The sequence below is a fragment of the Staphylococcus sp. HMSC071G07 genome (assembly GCF_001811435.1).
Lineage (GTDB): Bacteria > Bacillota > Bacilli > Staphylococcales > Staphylococcaceae > Staphylococcus > Staphylococcus pettenkoferi.
On sequence record NZ_KV804783.1, the window covers coordinates 73,200 to 99,153 of the forward strand.

At 35.2% G+C, this 25,954-nt stretch carries 26 protein-coding genes and 1 pseudogene; 20 read left to right on the forward strand and 7 right to left on the reverse strand.

Annotated features, from left to right (window positions below; all coding sequences use genetic code 11):
* The first annotated feature begins 49 nt into the window (after nt 1-49).
* Nucleotides 50-1,219 carry a nitrate/nitrite transporter gene (locus HMPREF2802_RS09135; RefSeq protein ID WP_002470973.1) on the forward strand — a complete coding sequence of 390 codons (1,170 nt, stop codon included), beginning with the start codon at nt 50-52 and terminating at the stop codon, nt 1,217-1,219.
* 164 nt (nt 1,220-1,383) lie between these two features.
* Here the strand turns inward: HMPREF2802_RS09135 and HMPREF2802_RS09140 are convergent, their stop codons facing one another.
* Both HMPREF2802_RS09140 and HMPREF2802_RS09145 read right to left on the reverse strand, forming a co-directional pair.
* Entirely contained in the window at nt 1,384-1,806 is a 423-nt protein-coding gene (locus HMPREF2802_RS09140; protein ID WP_002470977.1) for an Hsp20/alpha crystallin family protein, read from the reverse strand.
* Nucleotides 1,807-1,933: 127 nt separating this feature from the next.
* Nucleotides 1,934-2,299, reverse strand: a complete 366-nt coding sequence (locus tag HMPREF2802_RS09145; RefSeq protein ID WP_070503858.1) for an Hsp20/alpha crystallin family protein — start codon at nt 2,297-2,299, stop codon at nt 1,934-1,936.
* 353 nt (nt 2,300-2,652) lie between these two features.
* On the opposite strand from HMPREF2802_RS09145, the gene HMPREF2802_RS09150 reads away from it, so the two are divergent.
* From HMPREF2802_RS09150 to HMPREF2802_RS09165, 4 genes are all read left to right on the forward strand, one after another.
* On the forward strand, nt 2,653-3,282 hold the full coding sequence (locus tag HMPREF2802_RS09150; RefSeq protein ID WP_049409829.1) for a nitroreductase family protein: 630 nt from the start codon (nt 2,653-2,655) through the stop codon (nt 3,280-3,282).
* A 153-nt stretch (nt 3,283-3,435) separates the two neighbouring features.
* On the forward strand, nt 3,436-3,786 hold the full coding sequence (locus HMPREF2802_RS09155; RefSeq protein ID WP_002470972.1) for a DUF3139 domain-containing protein: 351 nt from the start codon (nt 3,436-3,438) through the stop codon (nt 3,784-3,786).
* Nucleotides 3,787-4,080: 294 nt separating this feature from the next.
* Nucleotides 4,081-4,977, forward strand: a complete 897-nt coding sequence (locus tag HMPREF2802_RS09160; protein ID WP_083307619.1) for an EamA family transporter — start codon at nt 4,081-4,083, stop codon at nt 4,975-4,977.
* Nucleotides 4,978-5,257: 280 nt separating this feature from the next.
* Entirely contained in the window at nt 5,258-6,538 is a 1,281-nt protein-coding gene (locus HMPREF2802_RS09165; RefSeq protein ID WP_049409831.1) for a dicarboxylate/amino acid:cation symporter, read from the forward strand.
* 373 nt (nt 6,539-6,911) lie between these two features.
* Here HMPREF2802_RS09165 and HMPREF2802_RS09170 read toward each other — a convergent pair whose 3' ends face one another.
* Together HMPREF2802_RS09170 and rsp are read right to left on the reverse strand one after the other, a co-directional pair.
* On the reverse strand, nt 6,912-7,253 hold the full coding sequence (locus HMPREF2802_RS09170; protein WP_002472710.1) for a DUF4889 domain-containing protein: 342 nt from the start codon (nt 7,251-7,253) through the stop codon (nt 6,912-6,914).
* Between the two features lie 255 nt (nt 7,254-7,508).
* A complete protein-coding gene (gene rsp, locus HMPREF2802_RS09175) occupies nt 7,509-9,614 on the reverse strand; it encodes an AraC family transcriptional regulator Rsp (RefSeq protein WP_070503861.1) in 2,106 nt (701 codons plus the stop codon).
* Nucleotides 9,615-9,968: 354 nt separating this feature from the next.
* Between rsp and HMPREF2802_RS09180 the strand changes: the two genes are divergently transcribed.
* Nucleotides 9,969-11,408 (forward strand): sucrose-specific PTS transporter subunit IIBC, encoded by a 1,440-nt coding sequence (locus HMPREF2802_RS09180; RefSeq protein ID WP_070503863.1) that lies wholly within the window; start codon nt 9,969-9,971, stop codon nt 11,406-11,408.
* A 132-nt stretch (nt 11,409-11,540) separates the two neighbouring features.
* Here the strand turns inward: HMPREF2802_RS09180 and HMPREF2802_RS09185 are convergent, their stop codons facing one another.
* Both HMPREF2802_RS09185 and HMPREF2802_RS09190 read right to left on the reverse strand, forming a co-directional pair.
* Nucleotides 11,541-12,482: a magnesium transporter CorA family protein gene (locus HMPREF2802_RS09185; RefSeq protein ID WP_070503867.1), complete on the reverse strand. Its 942-nt coding sequence runs from the start codon at nt 12,480-12,482 to the stop codon at nt 11,541-11,543.
* A gap of 68 nt (nt 12,483-12,550) precedes the next feature.
* Nucleotides 12,551-13,156: a TetR/AcrR family transcriptional regulator gene (locus HMPREF2802_RS09190; protein ID WP_070503870.1), complete on the reverse strand. Its 606-nt coding sequence runs from the start codon at nt 13,154-13,156 to the stop codon at nt 12,551-12,553.
* A 170-nt stretch (nt 13,157-13,326) separates the two neighbouring features.
* On the opposite strand from HMPREF2802_RS09190, the gene HMPREF2802_RS09195 reads away from it, so the two are divergent.
* From HMPREF2802_RS09195 to HMPREF2802_RS09210, 4 genes are all read left to right on the forward strand, one after another.
* Entirely contained in the window at nt 13,327-14,616 is a 1,290-nt protein-coding gene (locus HMPREF2802_RS09195) for a YhgE/Pip domain-containing protein (protein WP_070503872.1), read from the forward strand.
* Nucleotides 14,617-15,035: 419 nt separating this feature from the next.
* Nucleotides 15,036-16,289 (forward strand): copper resistance CopC/CopD family protein, encoded by a 1,254-nt coding sequence (locus HMPREF2802_RS09200; protein WP_070503874.1) that lies wholly within the window; start codon nt 15,036-15,038, stop codon nt 16,287-16,289.
* Between the two features lie 12 nt (nt 16,290-16,301).
* Complete coding sequence (locus tag HMPREF2802_RS09205; protein WP_070503876.1) at nt 16,302-16,892, forward strand: YcnI family copper-binding membrane protein; 591 nt, start codon at nt 16,302-16,304, stop codon at nt 16,890-16,892.
* Between the two features lie 167 nt (nt 16,893-17,059).
* Nucleotides 17,060-17,479 (forward strand): DUF2871 domain-containing protein, encoded by a 420-nt coding sequence (locus HMPREF2802_RS09210; RefSeq protein ID WP_049409845.1) that lies wholly within the window; start codon nt 17,060-17,062, stop codon nt 17,477-17,479.
* A gap of 272 nt (nt 17,480-17,751) precedes the next feature.
* Here HMPREF2802_RS09210 and HMPREF2802_RS09215 read toward each other — a convergent pair.
* Nucleotides 17,752-18,704, reverse strand: a pseudogene (locus HMPREF2802_RS09215) (DUF1672 family protein).
* Nucleotides 18,705-19,145: 441 nt separating this feature from the next.
* Here HMPREF2802_RS09215 and HMPREF2802_RS09220 point away from each other — a divergent pair.
* From HMPREF2802_RS09220 to HMPREF2802_RS09270, 10 genes are all read left to right on the forward strand, one after another.
* Entirely contained in the window at nt 19,146-19,571 is a 426-nt protein-coding gene (locus HMPREF2802_RS09220) for a hypothetical protein (RefSeq protein ID WP_070503879.1), read from the forward strand.
* A 762-nt stretch (nt 19,572-20,333) separates the two neighbouring features.
* On the forward strand, nt 20,334-20,984 hold the full coding sequence (locus HMPREF2802_RS09230) for a DUF5079 family protein (protein WP_070503884.1): 651 nt from the start codon (nt 20,334-20,336) through the stop codon (nt 20,982-20,984).
* Between the two features lie 34 nt (nt 20,985-21,018).
* On the forward strand, nt 21,019-21,465 hold the full coding sequence (locus HMPREF2802_RS09235; RefSeq protein WP_070503887.1) for a DUF5085 family protein: 447 nt from the start codon (nt 21,019-21,021) through the stop codon (nt 21,463-21,465).
* On the forward strand, nt 21,465-21,917 hold the full coding sequence (locus tag HMPREF2802_RS09240; RefSeq protein WP_070503889.1) for a DUF5085 family protein: 453 nt from the start codon (nt 21,465-21,467) through the stop codon (nt 21,915-21,917). Before HMPREF2802_RS09235 ends, HMPREF2802_RS09240 begins: the two co-directional genes overlap by 1 nt.
* Nucleotides 21,918-21,923: 6 nt before the next feature.
* A complete protein-coding gene (locus HMPREF2802_RS09245) occupies nt 21,924-22,526 on the forward strand; it encodes a DUF5080 family protein (protein ID WP_070503891.1) in 603 nt (200 codons plus the stop codon).
* Nucleotides 22,527-22,594: 68 nt separating this feature from the next.
* Nucleotides 22,595-23,377: a tandem-type lipoprotein gene (locus tag HMPREF2802_RS09250; protein WP_070503894.1), complete on the forward strand. Its 783-nt coding sequence runs from the start codon at nt 22,595-22,597 to the stop codon at nt 23,375-23,377.
* A gap of 226 nt (nt 23,378-23,603) precedes the next feature.
* A complete protein-coding gene (locus HMPREF2802_RS12485) occupies nt 23,604-23,792 on the forward strand; it encodes a Csa1 family protein (RefSeq protein WP_369008188.1) in 189 nt (62 codons plus the stop codon).
* A complete protein-coding gene (locus HMPREF2802_RS09260) occupies nt 23,783-24,073 on the forward strand; it encodes a Csa1 family protein (RefSeq protein ID WP_070503899.1) in 291 nt (96 codons plus the stop codon). Before HMPREF2802_RS12485 ends, HMPREF2802_RS09260 begins: the two co-directional genes overlap by 10 nt.
* Before the next feature lie 79 nt (nt 24,074-24,152).
* Complete coding sequence (locus HMPREF2802_RS09265; RefSeq protein ID WP_070503902.1) at nt 24,153-24,908, forward strand: Csa1 family protein; 756 nt, start codon at nt 24,153-24,155, stop codon at nt 24,906-24,908.
* Nucleotides 24,909-25,159: 251 nt separating this feature from the next.
* Nucleotides 25,160-25,915, forward strand: a complete 756-nt coding sequence (locus HMPREF2802_RS09270) for a tandem-type lipoprotein (RefSeq protein ID WP_070503904.1) — start codon at nt 25,160-25,162, stop codon at nt 25,913-25,915.
* The last annotated feature ends 39 nt before the right edge of the window (nt 25,916-25,954 follow it).

The window sequence follows — 25,954 nt, forward strand, 5'->3', positions numbered from 1 at the left end:
CTCAAAGTACTGATTCGTTATTAATTATGTTAAATGCAGGTGAATAATGATGAACAAACAAAATGGGAATTTCCAGTTAGGCTTACAGACTTTAAGCTTAATCGTTGGATTTATGGTGTGGAGTATTATCTCTCCAATTATGCCATTTATTTCTAAAGATGTTGCGATTACAGGTAGTCAGCTGTCGATTGTTATCGCAATTCCAGTCATTCTCGGTTCGATCTTACGCGTACCCTTTGGCTATTTAACAAATAAAGTAGGTGCGAAATGGATCTTCTTTATTAGCTTTATTATCCTACTCTTCCCAATTTTCTTCTTGAGCCAAGCACAAAGTGTAGGAATGCTGATGACATCTGGTTTCTTCCTAGGTATAGCAGGTGCGACGTTCTCAGTAGGTGTAACATCTATTCCTAAATATTTCCCTAAGGAGCGAGTGGGACTTGCGAATGGTATTTACGGAATGGGTAATATCGGTACGGCGATTTCATCCTTCTTAGCACCACCAATTGCAGGTGTAATAGGATGGCAATCTACAGTTCGACTTTATCTCATCCTACTTGCACTCTTTGCGATTCTCATGTTCTTCTTTGGTGACTCACAAGAACGTAAAGTACATGTACCTTTAATGGAACAGACACGTAAATTGATGGGTGATTTAAGATTATATTATTTAAGTTTCTGGTATTTTATTACTTTCGGATCATTCGTTGCATTTGGTGTCTTCCTTCCAAACTATCTTGTATCACATTTCCATATCGAAAGTGTGGATGCAGGGATTCGCTCAGGTATCTTTATCGCTTTAGCCACATTACTCCGTCCGTTAGGTGGAATTCTAGGAGACAAACTCAATGCGGTACATATGTTAATCATCGACTTCGTGTGTATCACGATTGGTGGTATTATTCTTGGATTATCCAATAATATCTTGATGTTCACAGTCGGTTGTTTACTCATCAGTGTGTGTGCCGGTATTGGTAACGGTTTAGTCTTTAAACTCGTACCACATTACTTTAGTAAAGAAGCAGGTACTGCGAACGGTATCGTCTCAATGATGGGGGGTCTCGGTGGTTTCTTCCCACCACTTGTGATCTCTCTCGTAGTATCTGTGACAGGTAGTTCACACTTTGCATTTATCTTGTTAGCAATCTTCGCGATTATCGCTCTCGTGACGATGTTACATTTGAGTAAAAGGGAACGAACTTCCGTACGCGTACAATAAGGTTATTTAAAGTTTATTAAACATGAAAAAGCCACACCATTCGCTGTTTTGGTGTGGCTTCGTATTATTATTTTTATTATTTATTCGACGGACAGACGTTCATGATGAACAAGGAATCACTATCAGGAGGGGGGGAGGATTAACCTATATACGTCTGTTTCTGATTAGTCAATTTGAATGTTAGAATTAGAGTTATCTTCTTTAGAACGTTTAGGGAGTGTCACGTTCAACATACCATTGTCATAAGATGCTTTGATGGCATCTTCTTGAATATTGTTGAAGGAGAATTGACGTTTCACATCTCTAACGCTGCGTTCGCGATGAATAACACGACCATTGTCGTCTTCTTCATTATTTTCTTCTGTTTGTTTACCTTCGATTGTAAGCACGTTATTTTCAAAGTTTAAACTAATATTTTCTTTCTTCATACCTGGAAGTTCTGCTTCTACTACATAACTGTCGTCTAATTCCTTGATGTCTGTAGTAATACCACCTGCGCTAGGGAACTGATCAAAGAATTGACGTCCTACATCTTTAAATAAATCACTTGGTTCCATATTGAAAAATGGTTTCATTTCAAAGCCCATAATTATCTCTCCTTTAAATATTTAATCAGGTCAGTTTTGAGGAAATTTGTATATCTATTATTTCCAATGTTTCTAACTCATTTTTTGCTTTCTCAATTTTGCTTTCTCAATTTCGATTTCCTTCAAATTAATCTATCGTAATTTCGGTTTTAGTTTGTTGTTTTGGTAGAGTCACTTTCAATAAGCCGTTGATAAATTGTGCTTTAATTTCTTTACTATCAATATTTTTAAAGATAAATTGACGATTCATATCTGTGATATGACGTTCTTTCACGTGATAATGTGTTTCGTCATTACTGTCATCCTCTTGAGATGCAATAATTGTTAGTACGTTATCTTCGTAATCAATATCTATATCTTCTTTATTAATACCTGGTAATTCAGCTGTAACGATATAATTGTCTTCTGTTTCGTGAACATCAGATTTAATTGTTCTAGGGAATAAACCTTGAATGAAATCTGTTGGTAAATGACGTCTTCTAGTTTGTTCCATGAGTGATCATCACCTCTCCTTTAACGTTACAACTACATTGTATATCAAAGGTCAAAGAAAGTCAACATCAAAATTTAACTTTTTTTGACTAATAGACAAGAGATGCATAACGACAGGTTTCAATTGACTTTTACCATTTAGAAAAGTGTTTGACCTTTGACCTGAAAGATTGAGGTGAGTGTTAAGAATAGTGGAATACGTAATGTCTTACATCAGTATAGCCAACGCCTTTCACTGAGGTAAATTTGTGATGAAACCGTGGAATGGTCCGTAGGCATATCTATTGAATAATGTCATTTGAGGCAGTAGAGTAAGCATGTATTTTTAAAATAGGTAAGAAAGTAGGTAAGAAGATGACTCAAAACAATAACTTTGATCAAATATTGAAAGGGAGAAAGTCCATTAAAGTCTTTGACGAGAATTACAAGATTCCCCGTGAAGAAATGGATGAAATCATAGAGAAAGCAACACTTGCGCCGTCGTCAGTCAATATGCAACCGTGGCGTATGGTGGTAGTTGATACACCTGAAGGTAAAGAAAAGTTGCGCCCGTTGATGAGTATGAACACGCGTCAGAATGATACGTCTTCAGCGATGATCGTCATCTTTGGTGACCTCCATAACTATGAGCATGCAGAACATATTTACGGTAGCCAAGTTGAACGTGGATTTATGACTGAAGAGATTAAGACGCAGTTTCTTGACTGGGTCGTACCTTATTATAAAGGATTAACGACTGAACAAATGACGTCGATTGTTAACATCGATAGCAGTTTGATGGCGATGCAGTTGATGCTCGTTGCGAAGGCACATGGCTACGATACTAATCCGATAGGTGGTTTCGATAGAGCGAACATGGCTGCCTGCTTTGATATGGATCCAGAGCGTTATATTCCTGTAATGGTTCTCGCCATAGGTAAAAAGGCGCAAGAAGGACATAGTTCATATCGTATGCCAGTCGAATCTGTACGTCAGTACTTCTAAGTGTAGTGAGAAACGACTATTTTGTTACAAAGTAAAGTCTTATCTTTCATTCTAATCGTGAATCCGTCATAATGGATAGTGAATATAATGGAAAGATATGCGCTGATCAATGATGTAAGTCACGATGATTGATTGCGCTAAAGGAGTTCTAGAATGAAGACATTTATTAAAATACTTGGTCTATTAGTCTTATCGCTCGTCTTAGCGATTGTGCTCTTCTTTGGTTTACGTACGTATCAAGGTCACAAGAACCTTGAACTTGTCGATAAATATTTGACACAACATCACTTAAAGGACAAAGTGACATCGGAGAAGACACTTTATAGTGCTAAGAAAGGGCTCTATTATAAAGAAGTGAAATTTAAAGACGATCCTGGCAAGACGTATGTCATTCAACCTGTAGCCACTTACAAAGGTATTGTAGTTCAAGGTTTCGATACAGAAACGAAGAAGACAGATAAACATGCGAAACACCACAAATTTGATCCTGACTATAAACCTTGATGTAATGTAGAAGAAATAGTGCAAATGAGTTGTGCTATTGGAAGTATAATGAGAGAAGATTACTCAGCGCTCTGGTGAATTGAGAAGAGGTTTCTTGATTCATTAGGGCGTATTTTTGTGTGCATAAAATGAGTGGTTAGTAAACGACGGCGTGACGCCATTTATTTCGATGCTTCATTGAGTAGTTTCAAGTTACAAAATAATATTTCTATATTCACATTATTCTATTGTGTTGCTAAGAATTAAGGTGTTAAATTAGTATTAATACAATGAATAAGAAGGGTGGCGACTATCTTGAAACAACAACGCCTATTAGGATTTGTCTTAGTTATTACAGGTGCGATACTTTGGGGTGTCGGTGGCGTAATGTCACAATATCTCTTTCAAAAAGCTCATATTTCTGTCAATTGGCTAGTGGCAGTTCGTTTACTCATTTCAGGTGTACTATTAATAATGATTTCTGCACTAACGAACGGTAAACGGACTTTTACTTTATGGCGCTCGAAGCACACCGTTTTTCAAGTGATTGTCTACGGTATCCTCGGAATGTTAGCCGTACATTACACTTTTATGGCATCAATCAATTATGGTAATGCGACAGTCGCAACGTTGCTACAATACTTAGGACCTGTCGTTATCATCCTTTATCTCGTCTTACGTAAAGTCATACCACTTCAATTTAAAGAAATTATGGCAGTGATCCTTGCACTTGTTGGTTCTTTCCTATTATTAACGAATGGCTCAATTTCTGAATTATCCGTGCCATTACCAGCTATTTTCTGGGGTCTTGGATCAGCTTTCGCCCTTGCATTCTATACGCTTTATCCAGCTAAATTATTAGCGCAGTGGGGCTCTGTTAATATTGTAGGATGGGCGATGTTGATCGGTGGTATCGCACTCTCGATCTTCTACCCACCATGGGATGTCGATACGGCAGGATGGACGCCGTTCATTTATGTCCTATTATTCTGTGCTATTATCTTTGGTACGATGTTCGCATTCTGGTTCTTTATCGCCAGTTTACAGTATCTTTACCCACAAGAATCCAGTTTATTAGGTACGATAGAACCATTAACTGCCTTAGTAGTGTCTGTGATTTGGTTAGGCGATAGCTTCGGTCCTTGGCAATTATTAGGTGTAGGGATGATTATCTTTATGGTCGTCTTTTTATCTGTTTTTAAAAGTAAATGATGTAACTCAAATATAGAAATAAGCGATTATAGTTCAAATTAGGTTCATGAATAAAAGCTATCTCTATCATCGAAAATATGAATACGTTGACATAATTAGGGTTGTAGACGATGGAAGTATAGCGGATTCGAATATCGACAATGTCATTTAAATATTCACTTTAAGTGTAATTAATACGTATATAGTTTAAATAGTAAATAAAGAATGATAACTTTGATATGCTAAAATGAGGTTCTTTGGTATAATAAAGGAGGTTGTTAAAAAAGGGGGAAGAACCTACATGAAAATATTGAAAAAAGTCAGTTTACCAATGCAAGTCACAATAGCCCTCGTATTAGGTGTGATCGTGGGACTGTTACTCTATGGTCATACTGAACTCGTCAACTACATTAAACCATTTGGCGATATCTTCTTAAATCTAATCAAGATGATCGTGATACCTGTCGTGTTCTGTTCTTTAGCACTTTCCATCTCAAATATCGGTGAGTCAAAGAAAGTCGGACGCTACGGTGCAAAGACGATTATCTACTTTGAAATTATTACAACAGTTGCAATAGCTTTAGGTATTATCTTTGCGAACATCTTTAAACCAGGTGTGGGACTCGACAAAGATAAACTCCCTAAAGGTGACATCTCTACATACGAAACAAATGCGAAACATGCAGAGCAAGCTTCTTCCTATGGTCATCACTTTATCGATACCATCGTGAACATTGTTCCTAAGAACCTATTTGAAGCTTTAACATCTGGCGAACTGCTACCGATTATCTTTTTCGCGGTATTCTTCGGTTTAGCCTTATCCGCTATCGGTAACAAAGCTGAACCTGTTAAAAGTTTCCTTAACGGAACATTAGAAGCGGTCTTCTGGATGATTAATAAGATCTTGAAATTAGCACCAATCGGTGTATTCGCTTTTATTTGTACGACAATTATGACATTCGGAGCGTCAGCACTTTTACCACTATTGAAACTACTCTTAGTTGTAGTCGGCTCCATGATCTTCTTTGTCGTTGTCGTACTCGGCTTTGTTGCATGGTTATGCGGCGTCAATATCTTCTCTATCATGAAGATCTTGAAAAATGAACTATTGCTCGCATTCTCAACATCAAGTTCAGAATCTGTATTGCCGATCTTAATGCAAAAAATGGAACGTTTCGGTTCACCGAAAGAAATTACATCATTCGTTATTCCTATCGGTTACACATTTAATTTAGATGGCTCAGCATTATACCAATCCATTGCAGCGATCTTTGTAGCTCAAATGTATGGCATGCACATGGGTATCGGAGAACAAATCATGTTGATTCTCACACTCATGGTTGCATCTAAAGGTATGGCAGGGGTGCCAGGTGTATCCATCGTGGTACTCATCACAACGTTCTCAGCAATGCATATTCCAGCCACAGGTTTAGCACTCATCATCGGTATCGACCGTATCCTCGATATGGTACGTACATGTGTTAACGTGATGGGTAACTCACTATCAACAATCGTTATCGCTAAATCAGAAGGCGTGTTTGATAAACAAAAAATGAAAGATTATTTAAATTCTTATTCATAAACAAGAATGACTTGTTCGAAATAAGTTAGCTAGAAATCTATAGTAAACTTGCTTTCAGGTTACCGATTCTCGCTTACTTAGGGGGCTGCATTCAACTAATTTCTTTCGCTTAAAAAGCTCAAGAAATGGATTTTCATTGCAGCCTTGTTACCTCAAGTGTCTCGAATCGTTAGTGAAAGCGAGTTTATACTAATATGACATTGTGAATATAATCATTCTTTATTTATTGAATAAGAAGATATCTTCTATTCGTTTTGAAACAACACTTTCCTATTAAAGTTAGTCTTACTTTAGATTGCTCTTAAAATCGAACAGTTTCTTATAAACTTAAAATGACCACGGCGATACTTAGATCACCGTGGTCATTTAACATTTACATACCGTCCATATGCATTTTATGAATCTTCATCATTAATCCGTGTGGAACATCGTCGTGTTTTACGACTTTCATTTTAGTGAATTTACCATCGTCTTTAGATTTAGATAATTTCACGAAATCACCTTTTTTAGGTGAGAAACCAGATTCTGATGGGAGTTTTACATCTTTTGTGACTTTATGTGTTTCTTCGCTGACGATTTTTTCAGCTGTCGTGTCATCTTTCATGTAACCATAATATGTTTCTTTTTGACCTGACGCGAACATGATAATTACGAAGATAATACACACGATGATCATAATCGCACTTAGCGTTATAGCGAGTCCTTTACCTTTCACCTTAAAATCTCCTTTTTAAATCATTTTAACTTCTTTATATCGAAATTTGCAGGTGTATGCAATGATTTGTACTTTCTCTAAATACATTTTCGCTACAAACTGTAACAATATTGACGTATTCATTTATTGTTAGTAGAAAAAATATCGATGTCAATAACGCAGTAGTTGACTATATTTAAGAAAGCTAACGCTGTCTCAAATACTAGTGAATCTTGCGGGGATAAGGCCACGAAATCAAGATTAATGTCTCTTTCCCTATCGAGGAGGGAAGATACGAATATATTTAATTTCGTCCTTATAAAGCTCAACAATTTGATCTTCTTCACGGTTGAAATCACAGCTGACCAGTTCAGATTTAGGTGTGTTACTCAAACGCATATGCTTAAGAATCTCATCATCAATCAACGTGTGTTGAAGTTGCTCTGGTAGCGCATCATCGATAAAGCCATGGTCACGGTTGAGCGTCTGTGTAAAGCGGAGTGACGCGCTATGATATGGATTAATGAGTTTGAAACGCTGAACATTTGAACTCAAGCGGCGCTGATTCAAGGTATTAAACAATAAGAGGTGTATCGTTTCGCCTTGTAAGCCGATTAAATAATTGGAATGGAAGTGTACTGTTGTGTTTACGAATGGTTTCAGAAATTGATAAATATGCGTAATGGGCTTCTGGATACCATGATGGTTGAGAAGGGCGACAGCTGAACGCGACGATCCTTTCAAATCGAAACTCACGCTAATCCCTCGTGCTAAGAGCTGACTTACGTAGGTAATCATTTCAGAAAGATGCACTTCAGTCGGATTATGCGCATTAATAAATTGCAACTTCGTGATATGTTGATGGATCCATTGACCACTAGAAATATCCAATATATGCGAAAGTGTATCGAAGTAGTCAATCGGTGTTTTGCAATGATGAAACGAAGAATGGAGTTCTTGCAGTAACGTCAACGTTTCACTTTGGTCAATACTAATGAAGTAATAATCACAATTTAGCTGCTTCAAATCATCGGCTGCTTGTTTAATCCCCTCGACTTGTTTAAGCCAGTCTTCAAGTTTCAATGCAAACTGGATTTGAGGATAGCTTTCTCTCAAACTTTTAATAGAACGTTCAATGTCACACTGCGCCATTTCGCTCGCATCATAAATCAGCATCAGCTTCACATGATGATCTGCTGATAGATAACTCGGCTTGTACAAGTACAGTTGCGCAATGAGCGATTCTACACCCTGGACTTCTTCTGGTGTGTGTAAGGTGAGGGCGAAACCGATATTTTGGTTAAAATGTTTATCGATATATTTTAACAAAAGTGGGCGTTGTGCCTCGTTAAAGATAAGCGGTTGTGCTTCCTCAAGTATAATGTAAGGATTCGTTAATGAAGAAAGTTGCATATTTTCTTCATTAATAAAGATTTGACTAAATAAATCGTTCAGGTCCTTAACATGGATGAATGTCTTAAATGATTGCGTTTCCTGTGCGTTCAGTGAACTTGTTAAATTGATCGTCGTATAGTTGAGCATTAACGGTTGTTCTGTAGCAGCGCGCTTTATGTACTCGTGATATACATTTGGGCGAACCTTACTCACGTGGATTGTCATATCTTTAGCAATCGCATGGCGTGACCGAAATTGATGTGGGGGTAGGCCTATCATCTCTTTGAAATGACGTGTAAAGTTATTAACTGTATGATACCCAAGTTGCTCAGCTACGTGTGCTAATGAGTGTTTCTCAGAGAGCAGTGGTTGGAGCGAGAGTGCTACTTTCAAGCTTGAGATATAGTCTTTAAACGAAATGTGCAGTATTCTCTTAAATAGTAAAGAAATGTATGAGGACGACACGAAGAAAGCTTGAGAAATCTCTCCGATAGTCACGTTCTTCTCAGTACGGTCATTAATGTACTTTATGATTTGATTAAGTGTGCTATGATTCGTTCGCACATGAGGAAGATAAGGATAATTGTAGTTAATGAGGGTTTTGCGCTTTAAGATAGACAACATCTCTTCAAGCAGTTTCTGATTCGAAGCTTGTTGATCAGTTTGTGGGCGAAACATCTTCAGAATTAAATATTTCAAATAGTCATGATTCTGTAGCAACGAATTATCGAGATAAGCATTCAGTAACTTTGGATAGATAGACAAGAGGTAATTTAGCGGAAGGGTTAACTCCACGACTTGTTGTCCTCGTTCAATTTGATATAAATCTCCGTGGTTAATGATGAGGATCTCTCCTTCATTAATATAAGCCGAACCATTTAAATAGTATTCTAATTCGCCGTCGAGAGAGAAATAGAGTTTGATGCAGTTCAGACATCGCTGTTGAGGTCTTTCAATGGTATCATGGATGTGTAAAGTAATTTCCATATTCTGTTCTCCTATTATAGTTATTCGGTTAAACTCAAGTGAAGTTAACTTATTATATAACATTTTTGAGTATTTCTTAATACTTAATAGCGATTTTTTTACTAAAAAGACTACTTAATTGCGCAAATTTGATCAGGCGGATAAAAATGTTGGAGTGAAAGTTAAAATTATGAAAGTTTACTATAAAAATCAGCGCGTTTTAAACAACGGGAGATTAAAATATCACACTGCAATCCACAACTTGCGCACAAATCATTTGTGACAATACTGAAAAAACAATTGCTTTCACAATTGGAACCGGTTACAATCAAGATAAGAAGAATATGGAACCGGTTCTATAAAGGAGTGACAAACATGAGCTACAAACAATCAGCTAAAGAGATATTACAAGCAATCGGTGGGGAAGAGAACCTTGAAGCGATGGCCCACTGTGCGACACGTCTACGTCTCGTACTGAAAGACGAAAGTATCGTGGATGAGAAAGCGTTAGGAGAGATGGATGTCGTCAAGGGCACATTCTCCACTGGTGGACAATATCAAATCATCGTAGGATCAGGCACGGTCAATAAGGTGTTTGCAGAGTTAGAGAAACTCACAGGTAAGGAAGCATCCACAACTTCAGAAGTGAAAGATCAAGGCAATCAACGTATGAATCCGTTACAACGTTTCGTGAAGATGTTATCTGATATCTTCGTGCCGATCATACCTGCTATCGTAGCGGGCGGTCTCTTAATGGGACTCAACAATATATTGACAGCCCCAGGATTATTCTACGATGGTAAGTCATTGATTGAGGTGCATGATCAGTTCAAAGGTCTCGCAGGAATGATTAACATCTTTGCGAATGCGCCGTTCACTTTACTTCCTATATTAATAGGATTTAGTGCAACTAAGCGCTTCGGAGGTAACCCATTCCTAGGTGCAGCGCTAGGTATGATACTCGTTCACCCAGAATTGATGAATGCCTACGAATATCCGAAAGCGATGGAAGCAGGCAAGGCGATTCCGCACTGGGATTTATTTGGCTTACATATCAATCAAGTAGGCTATCAAGGTCAAGTGCTACCGATGTTGGCAGCTTCCTATATCCTGGCGAAATTAGAACGTGGATTGCGTAAAGTTATTCCAACCGTACTCGACAACTTACTGACACCACTGATTTCAATCTTCGTTACAGCCTTTGTCACTTTCATATTCGTCGGTCCAATCACTCGTACACTCGGTTATTGGTTATCAGACGGTCTGACTTGGTTATACGATTTCGGTGGGGCAATCGGCGGATTGATCTTTGGTTTCTTCTACGCTCCAATCGTTATCACAGGTATGCACCACAGTTTCATCGCGATTGAGACCCAATTGATTGCCGATAGTTCGCAAACAGGCGGCTCATTTATCTTCCCAATCGCAACCATGTCTAACGTGGCTCAAGGTGCAGCCGCATTAGCCGCTTTCTTGATTGTGAAAGAGAACAAGAAATTGAAAGGGGTCGCATCTGCAGCAGGTATTTCAGCATTGCTCGGAATTACTGAACCAGCCATGTTTGGGGTTAACCTTAAACTTCGCTATCCATTTATCGGTGCGATCATTGGCTCAGCTTTAGGTGCCGCATACATTTCACTCTTTAAGGTGAAAGCCATCGCTTTAGGTACAGCAGGCTTGCCAGGGTTTATTTCCATTAGCGCGAAACATCAAGGTTGGTTGCACTATGGTATAGGTATGATCATCGCCTTTGTTGCAGCATTTGCGATTACGTATATTCTTTCTCATCGTAAAAAGTACAAAGATGTCGCTTAACAATGACATTCATTGAGTAAGGTAAATAGATAGTAATAAAGTAAAATATTGAGATAAAAACAACGCGTTATTTCAGTTCTGCCAATCATGCAGAATAGTGAAATAACGCGTTTTTAATAATAAAGTAACTGGCTAAAACTTTCGTTTCTTCCATAAAAGAGTGCCGACGATCGTAACCAGGATAAGTGACACTCCGATAATGATAAGCCATGACACGTAGCTATGGTCGTCGATAGGTAGCGGCACGTTCATTCCAAAGAAACTAAAGACGAGTGTCGGTAGAGTGAGGAAGACAGTAAATAAAGTCAATGTCTTCATCGTATTATTCATTTCATTAGAAAGTAATGACGAGTAAGATGTCGTAATACTTTCAAGGATATTCGTATAAAGCTCTGTCGTTTCGATGGCTTGGTTGTTCTCAATAACGAGATCTTCAAGAAGTTCCTCATCCTCCTCGTAACGATGCATGGCAGGTAGACGGAACAACTTCTTAATAATATTGTCGTTCCCTTTTAACGCAGCCAAGAAGTAAACTAAACTCTTCTCGACTTCCATCAAATTGTATAGTTGCTTATTCGTCACATTATTCTTCAAACGTTTCTCGATACGTAAACGCGACTTATTGAGCAGGCGCAAATTACGGTTATAGTGATTCGCAATCGTCAGTAGGATATTAAGCGCGAACTGACTGCGATATTTCAAGTTGATTTCACTATCGAAGCGGGCAAAGTTCTCCAGAAACTCATTGTCTGTATCACAAACAGTGAACATACGTTTATTTCCGATAATAATGCCGAGGGGTTGTGTGATAAAAGACAAGACTTTCAAGTTAGAGCTATTTACTACGGGTAAGTCGATGATAATCAACGAATAGCCTGTTTCATCGTCATATTCAATACGTGCACTTTCTTCAGAATCCAGTGGGTCACGTAAGAAATCCTCAGGAACATTAAACTGTTCGATAAGTTGATCGACCTCTTCACGCTCTGGTTCAATCACGTTGATCCAATCCGGTTTCTGATTTAACGTTGTTTCAGTAATCTCAGTGGGTGTTTGTGTATATGCTGTAATCATCAGTGACAGCAATCCTTTCTTATGTTAACTACTTTATTAATATTATCTAATAATGAGTCGTGTGACAACTATTTATTTCGATAATCTGAATGCTCGCTGGCCATGAGACGCAGCGGGCCATTGTAAACAATCTTAAACAAATAATCGACGACGAGATCAGCACTCGGAGGATTGTCATCTCGAACCCAGTGTTTAATGAAAGAAATCGTCGCACCAGCCACGTAACTGTGGAAATAACTCTTCGGTACACCCGAGATCATATCTTGCTGGGTGATGTGTTTTTCCATATTCTTAAACATCGTCTCTCTAATCTTCTCCTCAATACGTGTCGTATGTCCAATGTTGAGTACGACGCGGTAGAATTCAAGATTATCGCCTATATAATAGAGAATATTGCGTAATATCTTCGTAGCAAATTCACGCGCAAATGTTTCTGCATCGATATGAGGGGTAAGAAACAAATCGTAATCGAGACGTTCGATATATTCGTCTTCGATTTGTTCGAGCAGGTCATATTTATCCAGATAATGTAAATAGAAAGTGCCTCGATTGATATCCGCGCTTTCTGTAATATCTTTAATCGTGATCTTCTCAAGCGTTTTATGCTTCAATAAATCGATTAAAGCATATTTAATGGCCTCTTTCGTCTTACGGATACGTCGATCTTCTGTCATAATAACCCTTCTTTATAAGAATTTTTTCGAGTAAATGAACAATATCCAACACGATGTTGATTAATGTACATATCGGTGTGTATTGCATATTGTAATCTCTTTTACAACTATTATAATAGACAACGTAATTGATATTCAACACAATGTTTAATAAAAGGAGGGCGACAGTGATGAATATTTTAAAAAGTAAATTCTTATGGTTAGCACCCATTGTTATATTAGTTATCCTAGGCATCTTCGCCTTAGCATTCTACCCAGCTTTTAACCCTAAACCTAAAGACTTACCTATCGCAATCGTGAATCATGATAAAGGGACTACAATTCAAGATAAAGAGATAAAGATCGGGGACAAACTTGAAGATAAACTCACTGACAGCGATTCAGATACAGTCAAATGGACGAGCGTCAACAGTGAGAAAAAAGCTAAAGATGGCTTAGAAGATCAAAAATATTACGGTATGATCGTACTTGAAAAAGATTTCTCTAAACACGCAATGAGCAAAACTCAAAAAGTCATCATGGACGCGAAAAAACAAGAAATGCAAGATAAAGTGAAATCTGGAGATATTCCAGCAGACAAAGCGAAACAAATGAAAGAAAAAATGCAACAACAAGGTGGCAATAACGACATCAAAGTTGAAAAAGCAAAAGTTTACACTACTGTGAATGACGGTGCCAACAAACAAGCATCACAAATCGCATCACAAGTGCTCAGTGGTGTAGGTGACAACATCAACAAACAAATTACACAACAAGCAACAAGTACACTTGAGAAACAAGATGTGAAAGTATCACCTCAAGACATCAATGACTTAACAACTCCAGTCAAAGTCAAAGATCACAAAATGCATGAAGTGAAAGATCATCAAGGTGGCGGTAACGCACCATTCTTAATGTTCATGCCAGTATGGATGAGCTCAATCTTAGCTTCAGTATTATTATTCTATGCATTTAGAACAACTAACAACGTTTCAATTGGTAGTCGTATCAAAGCATCATTAGTACAAATGCTCTTCGCAGTCATCACTGCATTTGTAGGTGGCTTTGGCTATGTATACTTCATGTCAGGTGTGCTAGGATTTGATTTCCCTAACACTGCACGCATGGCACTATTCATTTCACTAACAATCCTTGGTTTCATCGCGCTAGTGCTTGGAAGCATGACATTGCTTACTATGGCAGTCGTACCTATCTTCTTCCTAGCAATGTTCTTCAGCATTCAACTCGTGATGTTCCCAACAGAAATGTTACCTAAGTTCTATCAAAAATATATCGTGAGCTGGAATCCATTCACGCACTATGCAACATCTGTTAGAGATATTCTCTACATGAATCACCACATCACATTAAACAGTACAATGTGGATGCTCATTAGCTTCATGATCTACGGTGTCGTTGCGATTCTCGTTGCAACTATTCTTAAAAAACACAGTGATAAACGTACAGAAATTCCATCTTAATAAGTGGAATGGTGCGATTTCGGGACTAGGAAACGCTTCTCTCTTAGGAGGGGAGCGTTTTTTATGTTTGGATGTATTTTTTAGATAGGCGAGCGTTCTAAAAGTGGCGCGAGTTCCTTGAGGAGCTAAAGGTGGATGACATTCTGGGCACGACCCAATTTACTGAGTGCGTGCTTCATTGGAAACGATATATGACTATCCTTTTTACCTTTCCTATATAAGCGAACCCTGGTCATCTCTATAACATATATTTCAAATCCTATATATAATAGAAGAAACTCGTCACACTTTTACCTAAAACAGTAAGCAACCCCACCCTACAGATGTGGACAATCAATGACAAATTGGAATTACTATTGTGTTAGGCACACCAATTTAATATCATTGAACAATGATATATTATCACTAGGAGGATTGCGATGAGATGGATAGTTACACATATACATAAAATGACACTCGTTCTCATCATGGGTCTCATCATTACATTATTGAGTGTGTCTCAACCAGTGTCTGCCCACGCGACACTTGAACAAGTGCAGCCTGATAAAGATGCAGTAGTGAAACAGTCACCGGAGAAGATTACGATGACCTTCAACGAACCAGTGCATACGAAACACTCGGGTATTACACTTTATGATGATAAAGGTAAAGAACTTGAGCAACTCGAGCCAAACGAAACAGGATCATCGAAGAAATTAACGTTCAACGTTGAACATTTAGATAAAGGAACACATCAAGTGAAGTGGCATGCCATTTCAGCCGATGGGCACGAAGTTGGCAATAGTTACAATTTCTCAGTGAAAGAGAAGACAGCAGATAAGGTCGACACGACACCACCTTGGTATGCACAACCGAGCGTATGGTTTGGGCTCGTGCGTTATCTCGCAGAAGGCAGTGTAATTGTTTGTGTAGGACTTTATCTCGTGAACCTACTCGCACGACGTCGGGGGTTACGTAGTTATTCCATCTTACCTCAACAACCTGCCGTCGCATGGTGTGCCATGATGATGATGGGCTTAAGTGCATTGCTCTACATGATGACATTATCTTCAGACGTCGTTCAAGATTTAATATCCTTGAACAAAGCCACATTGATGCAATCACCATTTATACTGTCAGCTATCGCCATTATCGTCTTCCTATACTTATGGACGCTAAGACACATGCACCAAAGTTGGTATACACTCGTACCACTTGTCATTCTTATTGCGCTCAGTATGTCTGGCCATGCGTGGAATCAGCATATCGCATTATGGTCCATTGCCATTCGCGTATGCCATTTATTAGGCATGTCATTATGGTTAGGAGCGCTCGTGTACTTAGTCATTGATGCGTGCCAGTCTACACATCGACAATCTGTGCCACACGTGAGAGCCTTTTTATTCAAACTCAATATGAGCGCAGTTGCACTTCTCATCGCTTCAGGCGTACTCATGTTCTTTGACCAAACACATCTCTCCGTCTTATGGTCTGAAGTTCAGACGTGGAGTTTATTACTGATTGGTAAAATTATTCTCACTATCTTAATGATGGCACTTGGCTTGTACCAAACGGTTCGCGCACTAGGCGCACAAGGGCGAGCAAAGAAAGGGCCGTTATATACAGAATTGCTTATTGGCATTGTGCTCATCTTACTCGGTGTCATTATGAGTCAAATAAATATTCCAACTTAAAGGAGGATTATGATGTTACGTAAAATTATTGCGACGATGATTACAGGCGTTATCGCATTAAGCCTCGTGTCGGTGGCTCAAGCACATGTGACATTAAACCCTGATACGAGTGAACCTGGTTCTTATGAAAAATATGATGTACGTGTACCAGTTGAGAAAGACGCGAATACAAATAAAATTGAACTCGAAGTTCCAAAAGGTGTCGAAGTCGTAGGTGTAGCACCCGACGCAACGTTTGACCATCATTTTACGAAAGATAAAAAAGGTAATATCAAGAAAATTACTTGGACTGCGAAGAAAGATGGCATCGGTCCGAACGAATTTATTGATTTACCAATCCAAGTTGCCAATCCTGACAAAGAAGGCGAGTTTAGCTGGAAAGCCTATCAAACTTATGACAATGGCGATGTAGTGAAATGGACTGGTGGCGAAGATGCTGAGACACCTGCACCAGTAACGAAAGTGAAGAAAGGTGCAGCGCAGGACGATAACGGTGACGATGATGCGAAAGCAGATCACGCACCAGTAAGTCTATGGATTCTTTCCATTGTGGCAATTATCTTGTCCCTCGTTGCAATTTTTAAGAAATCACGTAAATCATGATAGAATAGAAGTGATAGAGAAAGAGTGAGAAGCGGGCATTCAATATGTAAACGCTGTGAGGTGAATCGCTGAAGGTTGGGCTGAATGACATTTAGCGGAGTTCGGTGGTCCCTCAAGCAAGAGGGGGATATTGTACACCGCTCCTTTCACTTGAAGGAGGACTGACTATGCGCAGAGTCTTATATGCGTTCTTATTCTATACGGCAATTGGTTTGTTCAGTGGATTCTACTACCGCGAACTCACCGTTGCACATCACTTTACCGGCGATACACAACTTGTGGTCGTCCATACCCACACACTCATCCTAGGTATGATGATGCACTTACTCTTACTTCCACTCGTAAAAGTATTTAAATTAAGTTCCTATTATCTATTTAATTGGTTCTTTATTATTTACAATATCGGCGTCATCGTTACTGTCGGCATGATGGCAGTTAAAGGAACATACCAAGTTATCGGTTGGCACGTGCCCGAATCATTCGCAGGCTTTGCCGGTATCGGTCATACGATTATTACTGCAGGGTTCGTACTCTTATTCTTCTTATTAAGAAAAGCCATTATTAAAGATCCAGTTAAGAAAGATTAAGTGTTCTAGCTAAAGACAGTCCCGCGAGTTGTATGATTGATTTGGGAGGCTTAGTGTTCTAATTATAGACAATCGTGCGAAACGAACGATTGAGTTGAAAGGCTGGGGCTAGGCGGTTGCGCTTAGTGGAAGTTAAGGCAGATATAATAAACATCGAAGCGACGAGGTTGCGAATAGTCAAGCAAATGCGAAAATAGAATAAGTCAGAGTTAAAGGAGTGACATGCGTCACTCCTTTTTGTGGTGGGTGAAAAAAGGTTTAATATAGTAAGCTTAATCATCCACTTCTGTAAATATTCCATAGGAAGTAGGATTCATATTTCCCCAATATGGTTGTTTGGTCTCAAGTTTATCTTCTTGAAATTCAAGATGTATTTCAGTATCTTCAGGCATATCTTTTTTTCGTGATTTAATTTCTTTGGCCATTTTTAAAACAGTGGAATGATTATTGTGTCGAGTGTAATCTTTACGTTTACTAAATAAATTAGTCCTTAAGGTATTTTTATAATCTGTACTTATTAATTTCTTAGCATTTTCGTAATTATTTTTGAAATCTCTTTGATTTAAATATAATAAGGGTTCAAAATATTGATGATATTCCTCTATAGTAACTGGATATCCAGAGATATTAAAGTACTCATTTTCATATCCATCTCCTATAGTATTTCGCAACGCTTCTTTTGTATAACCAGTATAATGATATTTATTTTTATTTTTAGCTAAATAACGAAATAAATTGTCATACTTTTCTTTTTGGGCACGATATTCGAATCCACTAATAACATCCATAACAAGATTTTCGGAATATTCATCATTTACTTTTAATGCTTTCTTTTTATTGTTCAAATCAGATTTGTCAAATTCATGAAATGAATCAAATACTATATTTTTATCATTACAATGAAAAAAACTCGAACTCCGCATCTACTTAAAGGTTTTATATTAGTGATCTTAACATTCAAATCGAAATTCTTTTTATAAAATTGTTTTACTAATTTTTCGAATTCTGTTTTGTTCTCTTTTAAGAATTTTTTATCCTTCTTTGTGACAGGAGGATTTGTCATAGCCTTGTCATCATTATTTGGATTATAACCTTGTCCTGTATACTCCTCTGCAGGCATAAAGTCAGGTACTGATTTATCTTTCTTTTTATAGTCACACCCATTAAGCACTAGGGAAGAAATTAATATTATAGATAGTATATATTTTCTCATAAGCCACCTCATATATAATGAATTTTAAAAACCGTAGTTATTAAAAAATTATTATTTATCTATATTAGTATAATTATATAGAGATTTATATTATAAAAGTAACGGTTGAAACGTTGTTATAATATATAGTGTTTATTTAAAGGATGATTTATAGTAGTATATATTTTGGCTAGCCACTAAATATAATTTATCACTGTTTTAAACAAAACTAAATAGAAAATGTTGGTTTATCTTATGAAAACAGGTGATACTTAAACGGATGTTATTAGTTAATTATTAATTTTATTTTAAAATATTTTAATATTGTATACATAATTAATCAGATGTAATGTTTGAATATTATCTTTTAAAGAGGCCAAAAAACTATTTAGCAAGAAAGACATTAAAGACTTCTCTTTAAAGCAGTGGAAAGAATTCAAAGGACTAAACTCGTTAGGCAAAGTTTCTAAAGTGATGAAATATGGTTCAAAAGCGTTAGGCCCACTTGGTGGTATTGTTTCTATTGCACATAACTTCAATAGTAAAAAATCATTACAGAAGAAGTTAGTTGATTCTGCAGTTGATTTAGGTGTATTGGGGGCAAGTAGTGCTACTGGTGCAGCCATCGGTACCGCTATTGGTGGGCCTGTAGGAACGGCAGTTGGGGGATTGGCCGGAGCTGCTGTAGGATTCGTTTCAGAGTACAAATTTAAAAATAACAAGAGTATTAAGGATTATGCTAAAGATAAAGCGAATAAAAAAGTAAATGACATACGAAATAGTTTTAACCATACAAAGAAGAAAATTAAGAGTCAATATTCTAGTGTCAGTAAAAGCGCAACAAAAGGGTTAATGAAAGGTTCAGCTAAATTTGGGAAAGCTATAAGTCATGTAATTTAGAAGAAAAAGAAAATAGTTAATTGAAAGGAAGATTTAATGAATAGTTATAGACAATTAAGGCAACCTATACCACAAGTTTTAGCTTCAGTAGCATTATTATTTATCGGATTTTCCCTGCTAAATTATAAATTTGGATTAACACTTCAGGAGACACCAACATACCTATTAATAACTACTCTAATAGAATTGATTTTGGTAAGCATTGGTTTCTTACTTTTGTTTATTAAACCAAAAACATCTCAAGTTAAGCTATGGTACATTTATTTTTTACTTTCAGTAAGTATGTGTTATGTCGTTATTATGTCATTTTTCAACATGTATTTTTTTGTAGCTATACAGAGTCTTAATTATGTTTATATATATTGGAATATTGAGTTTATATCGATGTTAGTGTTTTTCAGCATCAATATCATATCTAATATTATTATGGTTAAAGCTAAATCTATGAAAGGACAATACTATAGTTATATTTTTAGAGGTATAGGATGCTTAGTATATATAATATTTATAATATTATATTTCATTGTACCTAAAGAAATAAATAATCGTTTTTTTATTTTTAGGGTTAATTGTAATTACAGTATTTTCTCAAGTAGCTTCAGCATTTATGTTTTTAATGTATAGTCGATATAAATATGATATTGACCACGGTGAAAACCCAGATAATGATGATTATTTTATAAAAAATAATTAACACTTTATTAGATATATTTTAGTTTAATTATCTTTTTACAAAGTTTTATTAGGAAGAAGTGAACTTAAATGATAAATAATTATTACTATCAATTAAGATTCCCTATACCTCAGATTCTTAGCGTAGCAGCTTTACTTACAACACTCTATGGTTTTATAACTTTTAATTACGTAGATATACATGAATGTCCACCTAGACTTTTAGTTTGCTCAATTGGTGTAGCTGTATTATGTATAGTGAGTTTCATTCAATTAATTTTCAATCCGAGCTATAAAAAAATTTCTTGGTGGAAGTACTTTTATATTTTTACAATTTTATCTTCGTTTAGTTTTATGATAGCAGCTTATAACATGTATTTCTTTATGGCATTACAAGTAAACCTTACATTAACTTCTTATTGGTACATAGGGTTTGCAACTATTGTTATTACCACTTTATCAAATTTATTTAGTGATTTTTTATATCTCAAAAACCCAGCTAAACCCAAAGGTGTCTTATATATAATTTTAAAAGGCGTTTCATTGTTATTTTATCCAATAATGATTGTTTTATATTTAACAATTCCTGATGTCTACCATAATAAAGGTGTCTTAGTGTATGTCGGTGGGGCGCTGATAATGAATAGATTCTTAGTATTCGCTATCAATGCTGTTTTCAAAATATACTTTGAATCTGTACGAAATAGTAGAAAACCACCTATGCCAGAAAATAAAAAATAACATACAAATATAATAGTAATTTAGGAGGAGAAACATGGAATTAGATTTACTGATTATGCCTTATTGTGCAAAAACTGAAATAGTATCTAATGAAGAAGAATGGGAAGATGATTTATTGGCAATTAAGGAATTTTTTATAAGTGAGGAGATTTATACTACAGGTCCGGTTATTTTTACTAAGGAAGTAGCTGGACTTGGTGAATATAAATACGTCGTTTATATTCCTCTCAATGCACCGATAGATCCTATTCCAGAATTAAATATCAGTTATGAGCCTCTACTAGATGTCTTACCTACTATCAGTCACAAATGTTTTTATGAAGAAGAGTTTGAGGACATATATGATGAAATTAAAAACTCCGCACACGAGAATGAAATTACTCTAGAAAATAGCGATTTCTATCACGTATTGTTGCCATATCCAGGTGGACATCTATATGAAATTCACGCTGAAGTGAATGTGGATGAGGAGGAAATATAATGAATCAACACGGCTTATCCAACATGATGTATAAAAATCTCGTTTACAAAGAATACTTAGATATTCCCTTGGATGAAATGGGTGATTATTTAACTGATTTTTTAAAGCTTTGCGCTATTAGAGAACTTGAAATGAAAGATATCGTGATTGCTAAGATTACTCAAATCACTTTAGATCAACACATTAATGTCACTTTTTATATACCCATTACGAATCTACATATACCTGATGAACAAGTCAATTTTCGTAGTTATTTGATTATCGAAGAAATGTTACACGGGCGCATTAAGAATCAGAATTATGAACAAGAAGAAACACAAGTGATTGAAGATTTTAATTACTTTGCACGTGAGAACGATTTTAAAATTATCTCACCTTATTATCACATCATTAACTATCATGAGAATTTCAACCGGGTAGATATTAAGACTAAAATTATGGAAATGGAGTAGTGTATTATGTTTATATTTTTACTATTTTTAGTTATTGTCTTTGGCTTTTATTATTTATTGAATATCAACTCTCTCTTCTTAGCTGATGGCACATGGAAAGTACCTACTATTCTATATCTTATTGTTTTTGGGATTATGTTCTGGATTTATTACAAGACACCAACTTTGGAATATGACTCAATAGAAAATATCGTTAGTATAAGTTGTACAGGATTTGTCGTTTACGTTTGGCTAGCATCGCGCGCTTTTTGGCTAAAACCAAAAAGATATAAATTACATCAATTGATACATAAAGAATCGCAAACTGAAGAAGATGAAGAGGAAATAGAAAATATCATTCTGAGCCATGGAATAGGTAAAGTCAAAGGTTTAACTTGTCTACTCATGGCTGCAATATGTTTATTTATAGGTGTTAAAAGAACGCTACCAGATGTTACTGATCAACTCATAGGTTTAATAGTGGTAGCAATTTTTCTTTGCTTCTTTGCCGTTATTATTTATTTAATTATCGATCTAGTTCTCTTTGCTAAAAGAAAGGTCTTTGTTTTTTACACACTGCGCCCTTTAGTAGTGTTTATTAGTTTAATTGTTCTACTATTCATTCTGTAATCACGTTTGTTTATGATTAACCAAATTATAATGAAGAAAATTATTTAAAACGAAGGATTGAGGCCAAAATGAAAACGAAAGGAAAAGTAATTAAAAAAAGAAAAGGTATAACAGTAGCGAGTTTAATTGTACTCTTATTAGTCATTTTCTCAGTAAAAGAATGTGGAATAAAATCATTTGGTCATGACATACAAATTAAAAATAATATACATAACTCAATGAGTATTTATCCAACGAAGAATTTAGAAAAATTCTATGATATTGAGGGTGCTAGAGATAGGGACTTTAAGAAAAAAGATAAAGGGATGTGGATATTTGATTCCTCTATGCAAACTGAAAAAAATAATGTATTAAAGAGTGAAGGAGCAGTTCTATATTTAGATAGAAATAAAAGGAAAGCAGAGGGATATTATTATATTAGACACTATAAAGATAACGGTAAAGATAAAAAAAGGAAATATCCTTTCGAACTAAAAAATAATAAATTAGTACCAAGTGAGAAAGTTACTAATTCTGACATCAAGAAGAAGATAAAAAGATTTAAATTTTTCATTCAATATGCTGACATAAATAAAGATATTAGGCAGAAGAAAGGTAGCTTTAGTTATAATTTTAATCTACCTGAATTTTTTGGCACATATAAGCTTACAGATAAAGACAATATTATAAAAGAGCTAAAACAAAAATATCAAATTCCATATAAGAGCGCTAAAATGGAAATTACAGGAGGAAATCCTAAAGATCTAGAAATAGGTGAAAAAGAAATAGAGATAACATTTAAGAACAATAAAAGTTATTTCAGAGATGGAGTGACTTATAAACCAACTAAGAAAAGCGAGAATAATTATTAGGATGTCGTTTTGCTCGTCGGTAATGAAATATCATTAAGTTGAATTTAAGAATTATGAAGAGTGAAAATAATGAATTTCATGTGTCAAAATAAGCTAGACAGCTTTTCATCTTCAATTAAACTTATCAACAAAGGGGAATGTTATTAAGAAGTTATTAAAGATAGCCCTAGCTTGTATATGCTTATTCCCGATTATTTATATTACTGGATGTAATAAGTTGGCCACTTTGGGTCATGATAAACAGATAAAAGAAAATATTCATAATTCATTAAGTATATATCCTACGAAAAAATTAGAAAAAATTTATGATATTAAAGGTGCGAAAAATATCCACTTTAAGGAAAATGATAAAGGTACGTGGATATTTGATTCTTCTATGCAAACTATGAAGAACGGAACATTTATGTGGATCTAAATAAAGAAATAAAATATAAAAAAGCATCTATTGATTATAATTCTAATGTTCCAAATTATAGAGCTATCTATAAATTAAACAGTAAGGATAAAATATTCCAAAAACTTAAAAGTAGGTATCCTATTCCATTTAGAACTGCAATAATGACAATAAAAGGTGAAGGAAAAGGTAATAATGAAGAGATTGGTGATAAAGAAATAAATATAAGATTTAAAAATGATAAATGTAATTACTATGATACATTTTTATTTATGCCTACTAAGGAAAACAAAGGAAAATAGTTATACTTACAATTAACATGTAAAACTTATTTTATATTTTTGAAGTGAATTAATAAGTAGATCGAAAGGATGTTAGAAAGTGAAGAAACTATTAAAAACAGTCATCATTCTTATAAGTTTGCTTTTTCTAATCTGTATGAGTGCATGTAATAGATCTACATCTTATGAGCATGATATTCAAATAAAGAAGAATATTCATGATTCATTAAGTATATATCCTACTAAAAACTTAGAGGATTTATACGATATTAAAGGTAGTAGGGATAGTGACTTTGCAAAAGAGGATAAAGGTACCTGGGTTGTTGATACATCAATTAATAAAAATACAAAGTACTCGTTACATAGTGAAGGAGCTATGCTTTTTATAAATAGAAATAAAAAAGAATCAAAAGGTTACTATTATATATCAGATTATAAAGAAAAAGATCAAGATACTGAAAAAAGATATCCAGTAATATTTAAGAATAACAAAATACATCCAATTAATAGCAATATCAGTAAACAAGTTAAAAATAAAATAGAGCAATTTCAGTTTTTAATTCAATACACTGATATAAATGAAAACATTGAGAAAAAAAGAGGGAAGTACTTTTATAATCCTAACGTAAGTAATTTTAAGGGAAGATACAATTTAAATGAGCAAGACGAAATTTTAAAAGCTGTTAAAACACAATATAATCTAGATTATGACCAAGCTGATTTATTAATTAAAGGCTCTCAAGAACCTAGCACAAAAGGAATTAGTAATAAAAGCATTCAAATATCATTTAATAATAATTACTATATAACTGACGATTTAATATATAAACCTAATAAAAAGGATGAAAGTGAATAGTGAAAAAGGAAATAATTAGATATGACAGAATAGGTAAGAGTTAAGAAAAAACAAGTGCTGTGGCTTCGGTAAGCTATGATTTTAAGAGCACTAAAATCAAAACATAAAAAAGATATAAAAACGAGCAATAAACGAAAAATATCAATGAAAATACATATAGTTAGATTAAGCCTATTGATATCTATAACAAGCATGTAAGTGAATCTATTGAAAAAATTATAAGTGAGAAAGAATCAGAAGGAGGAAAAATTTTGCTTCAGTTAAATAAGACGATTGTTATAGGTTTATGTATCATCTCACTACTTTTTATAGGTAGCTGTGGTAGAAATGATTCTAGTAAACTCGATAGTGAGATAGATAAAAATATGCATAGATCATTAAGTATTTATCCTACAAAGAATTTAGAAGAATTCTATGATATTGACGGCGTTAGAAATAGGGACTTTAAAAAAGGGGACAAAGGAAAGTGGATTTTAGACTCCTCAATTAATACTAAAAAAGATAATGAATTAAAAAGTGAGGGAGCAGTACTTTATATAGATAGAAATAAAAGAACAGCTAGAGGATATTATTATATAAATAAGTTTAAAGATAATGGTAAAAAGAATGAAAAACATTACCCGATTGAAATGAAAGAAAACAACCTAATACCAAGCGGTAAGAACGTAAATGTAAACACACGTGAAAAAATAAAAAAATTCAACTTTTTTGTGCAATATACAGATGTTAACAGTAGTATAGAAAACAAAAAGGGTAAGAATGCGTATAATTATAATTTACCTAAATTCGTAAGTGAATACAAAATGTCTGATAAGGATGCTCTAATTAAATCTTTAAAAAGTAAATATAAAATACCATATGAAAAAGCAACAATGCAGATAATTGGAAGAAGTAAACCCAAGTCTTCGAGTTTAGGAAATAAGGAAATTAAAGTTAATTTTAAGAAAAACAAATATTACTTTCAAGATTCTATTGATTTTCAACCGACAAAACAAAGTGAAAAGTAATTTAAATAGAATAACACACATGGAAATGAAGGTTTAATT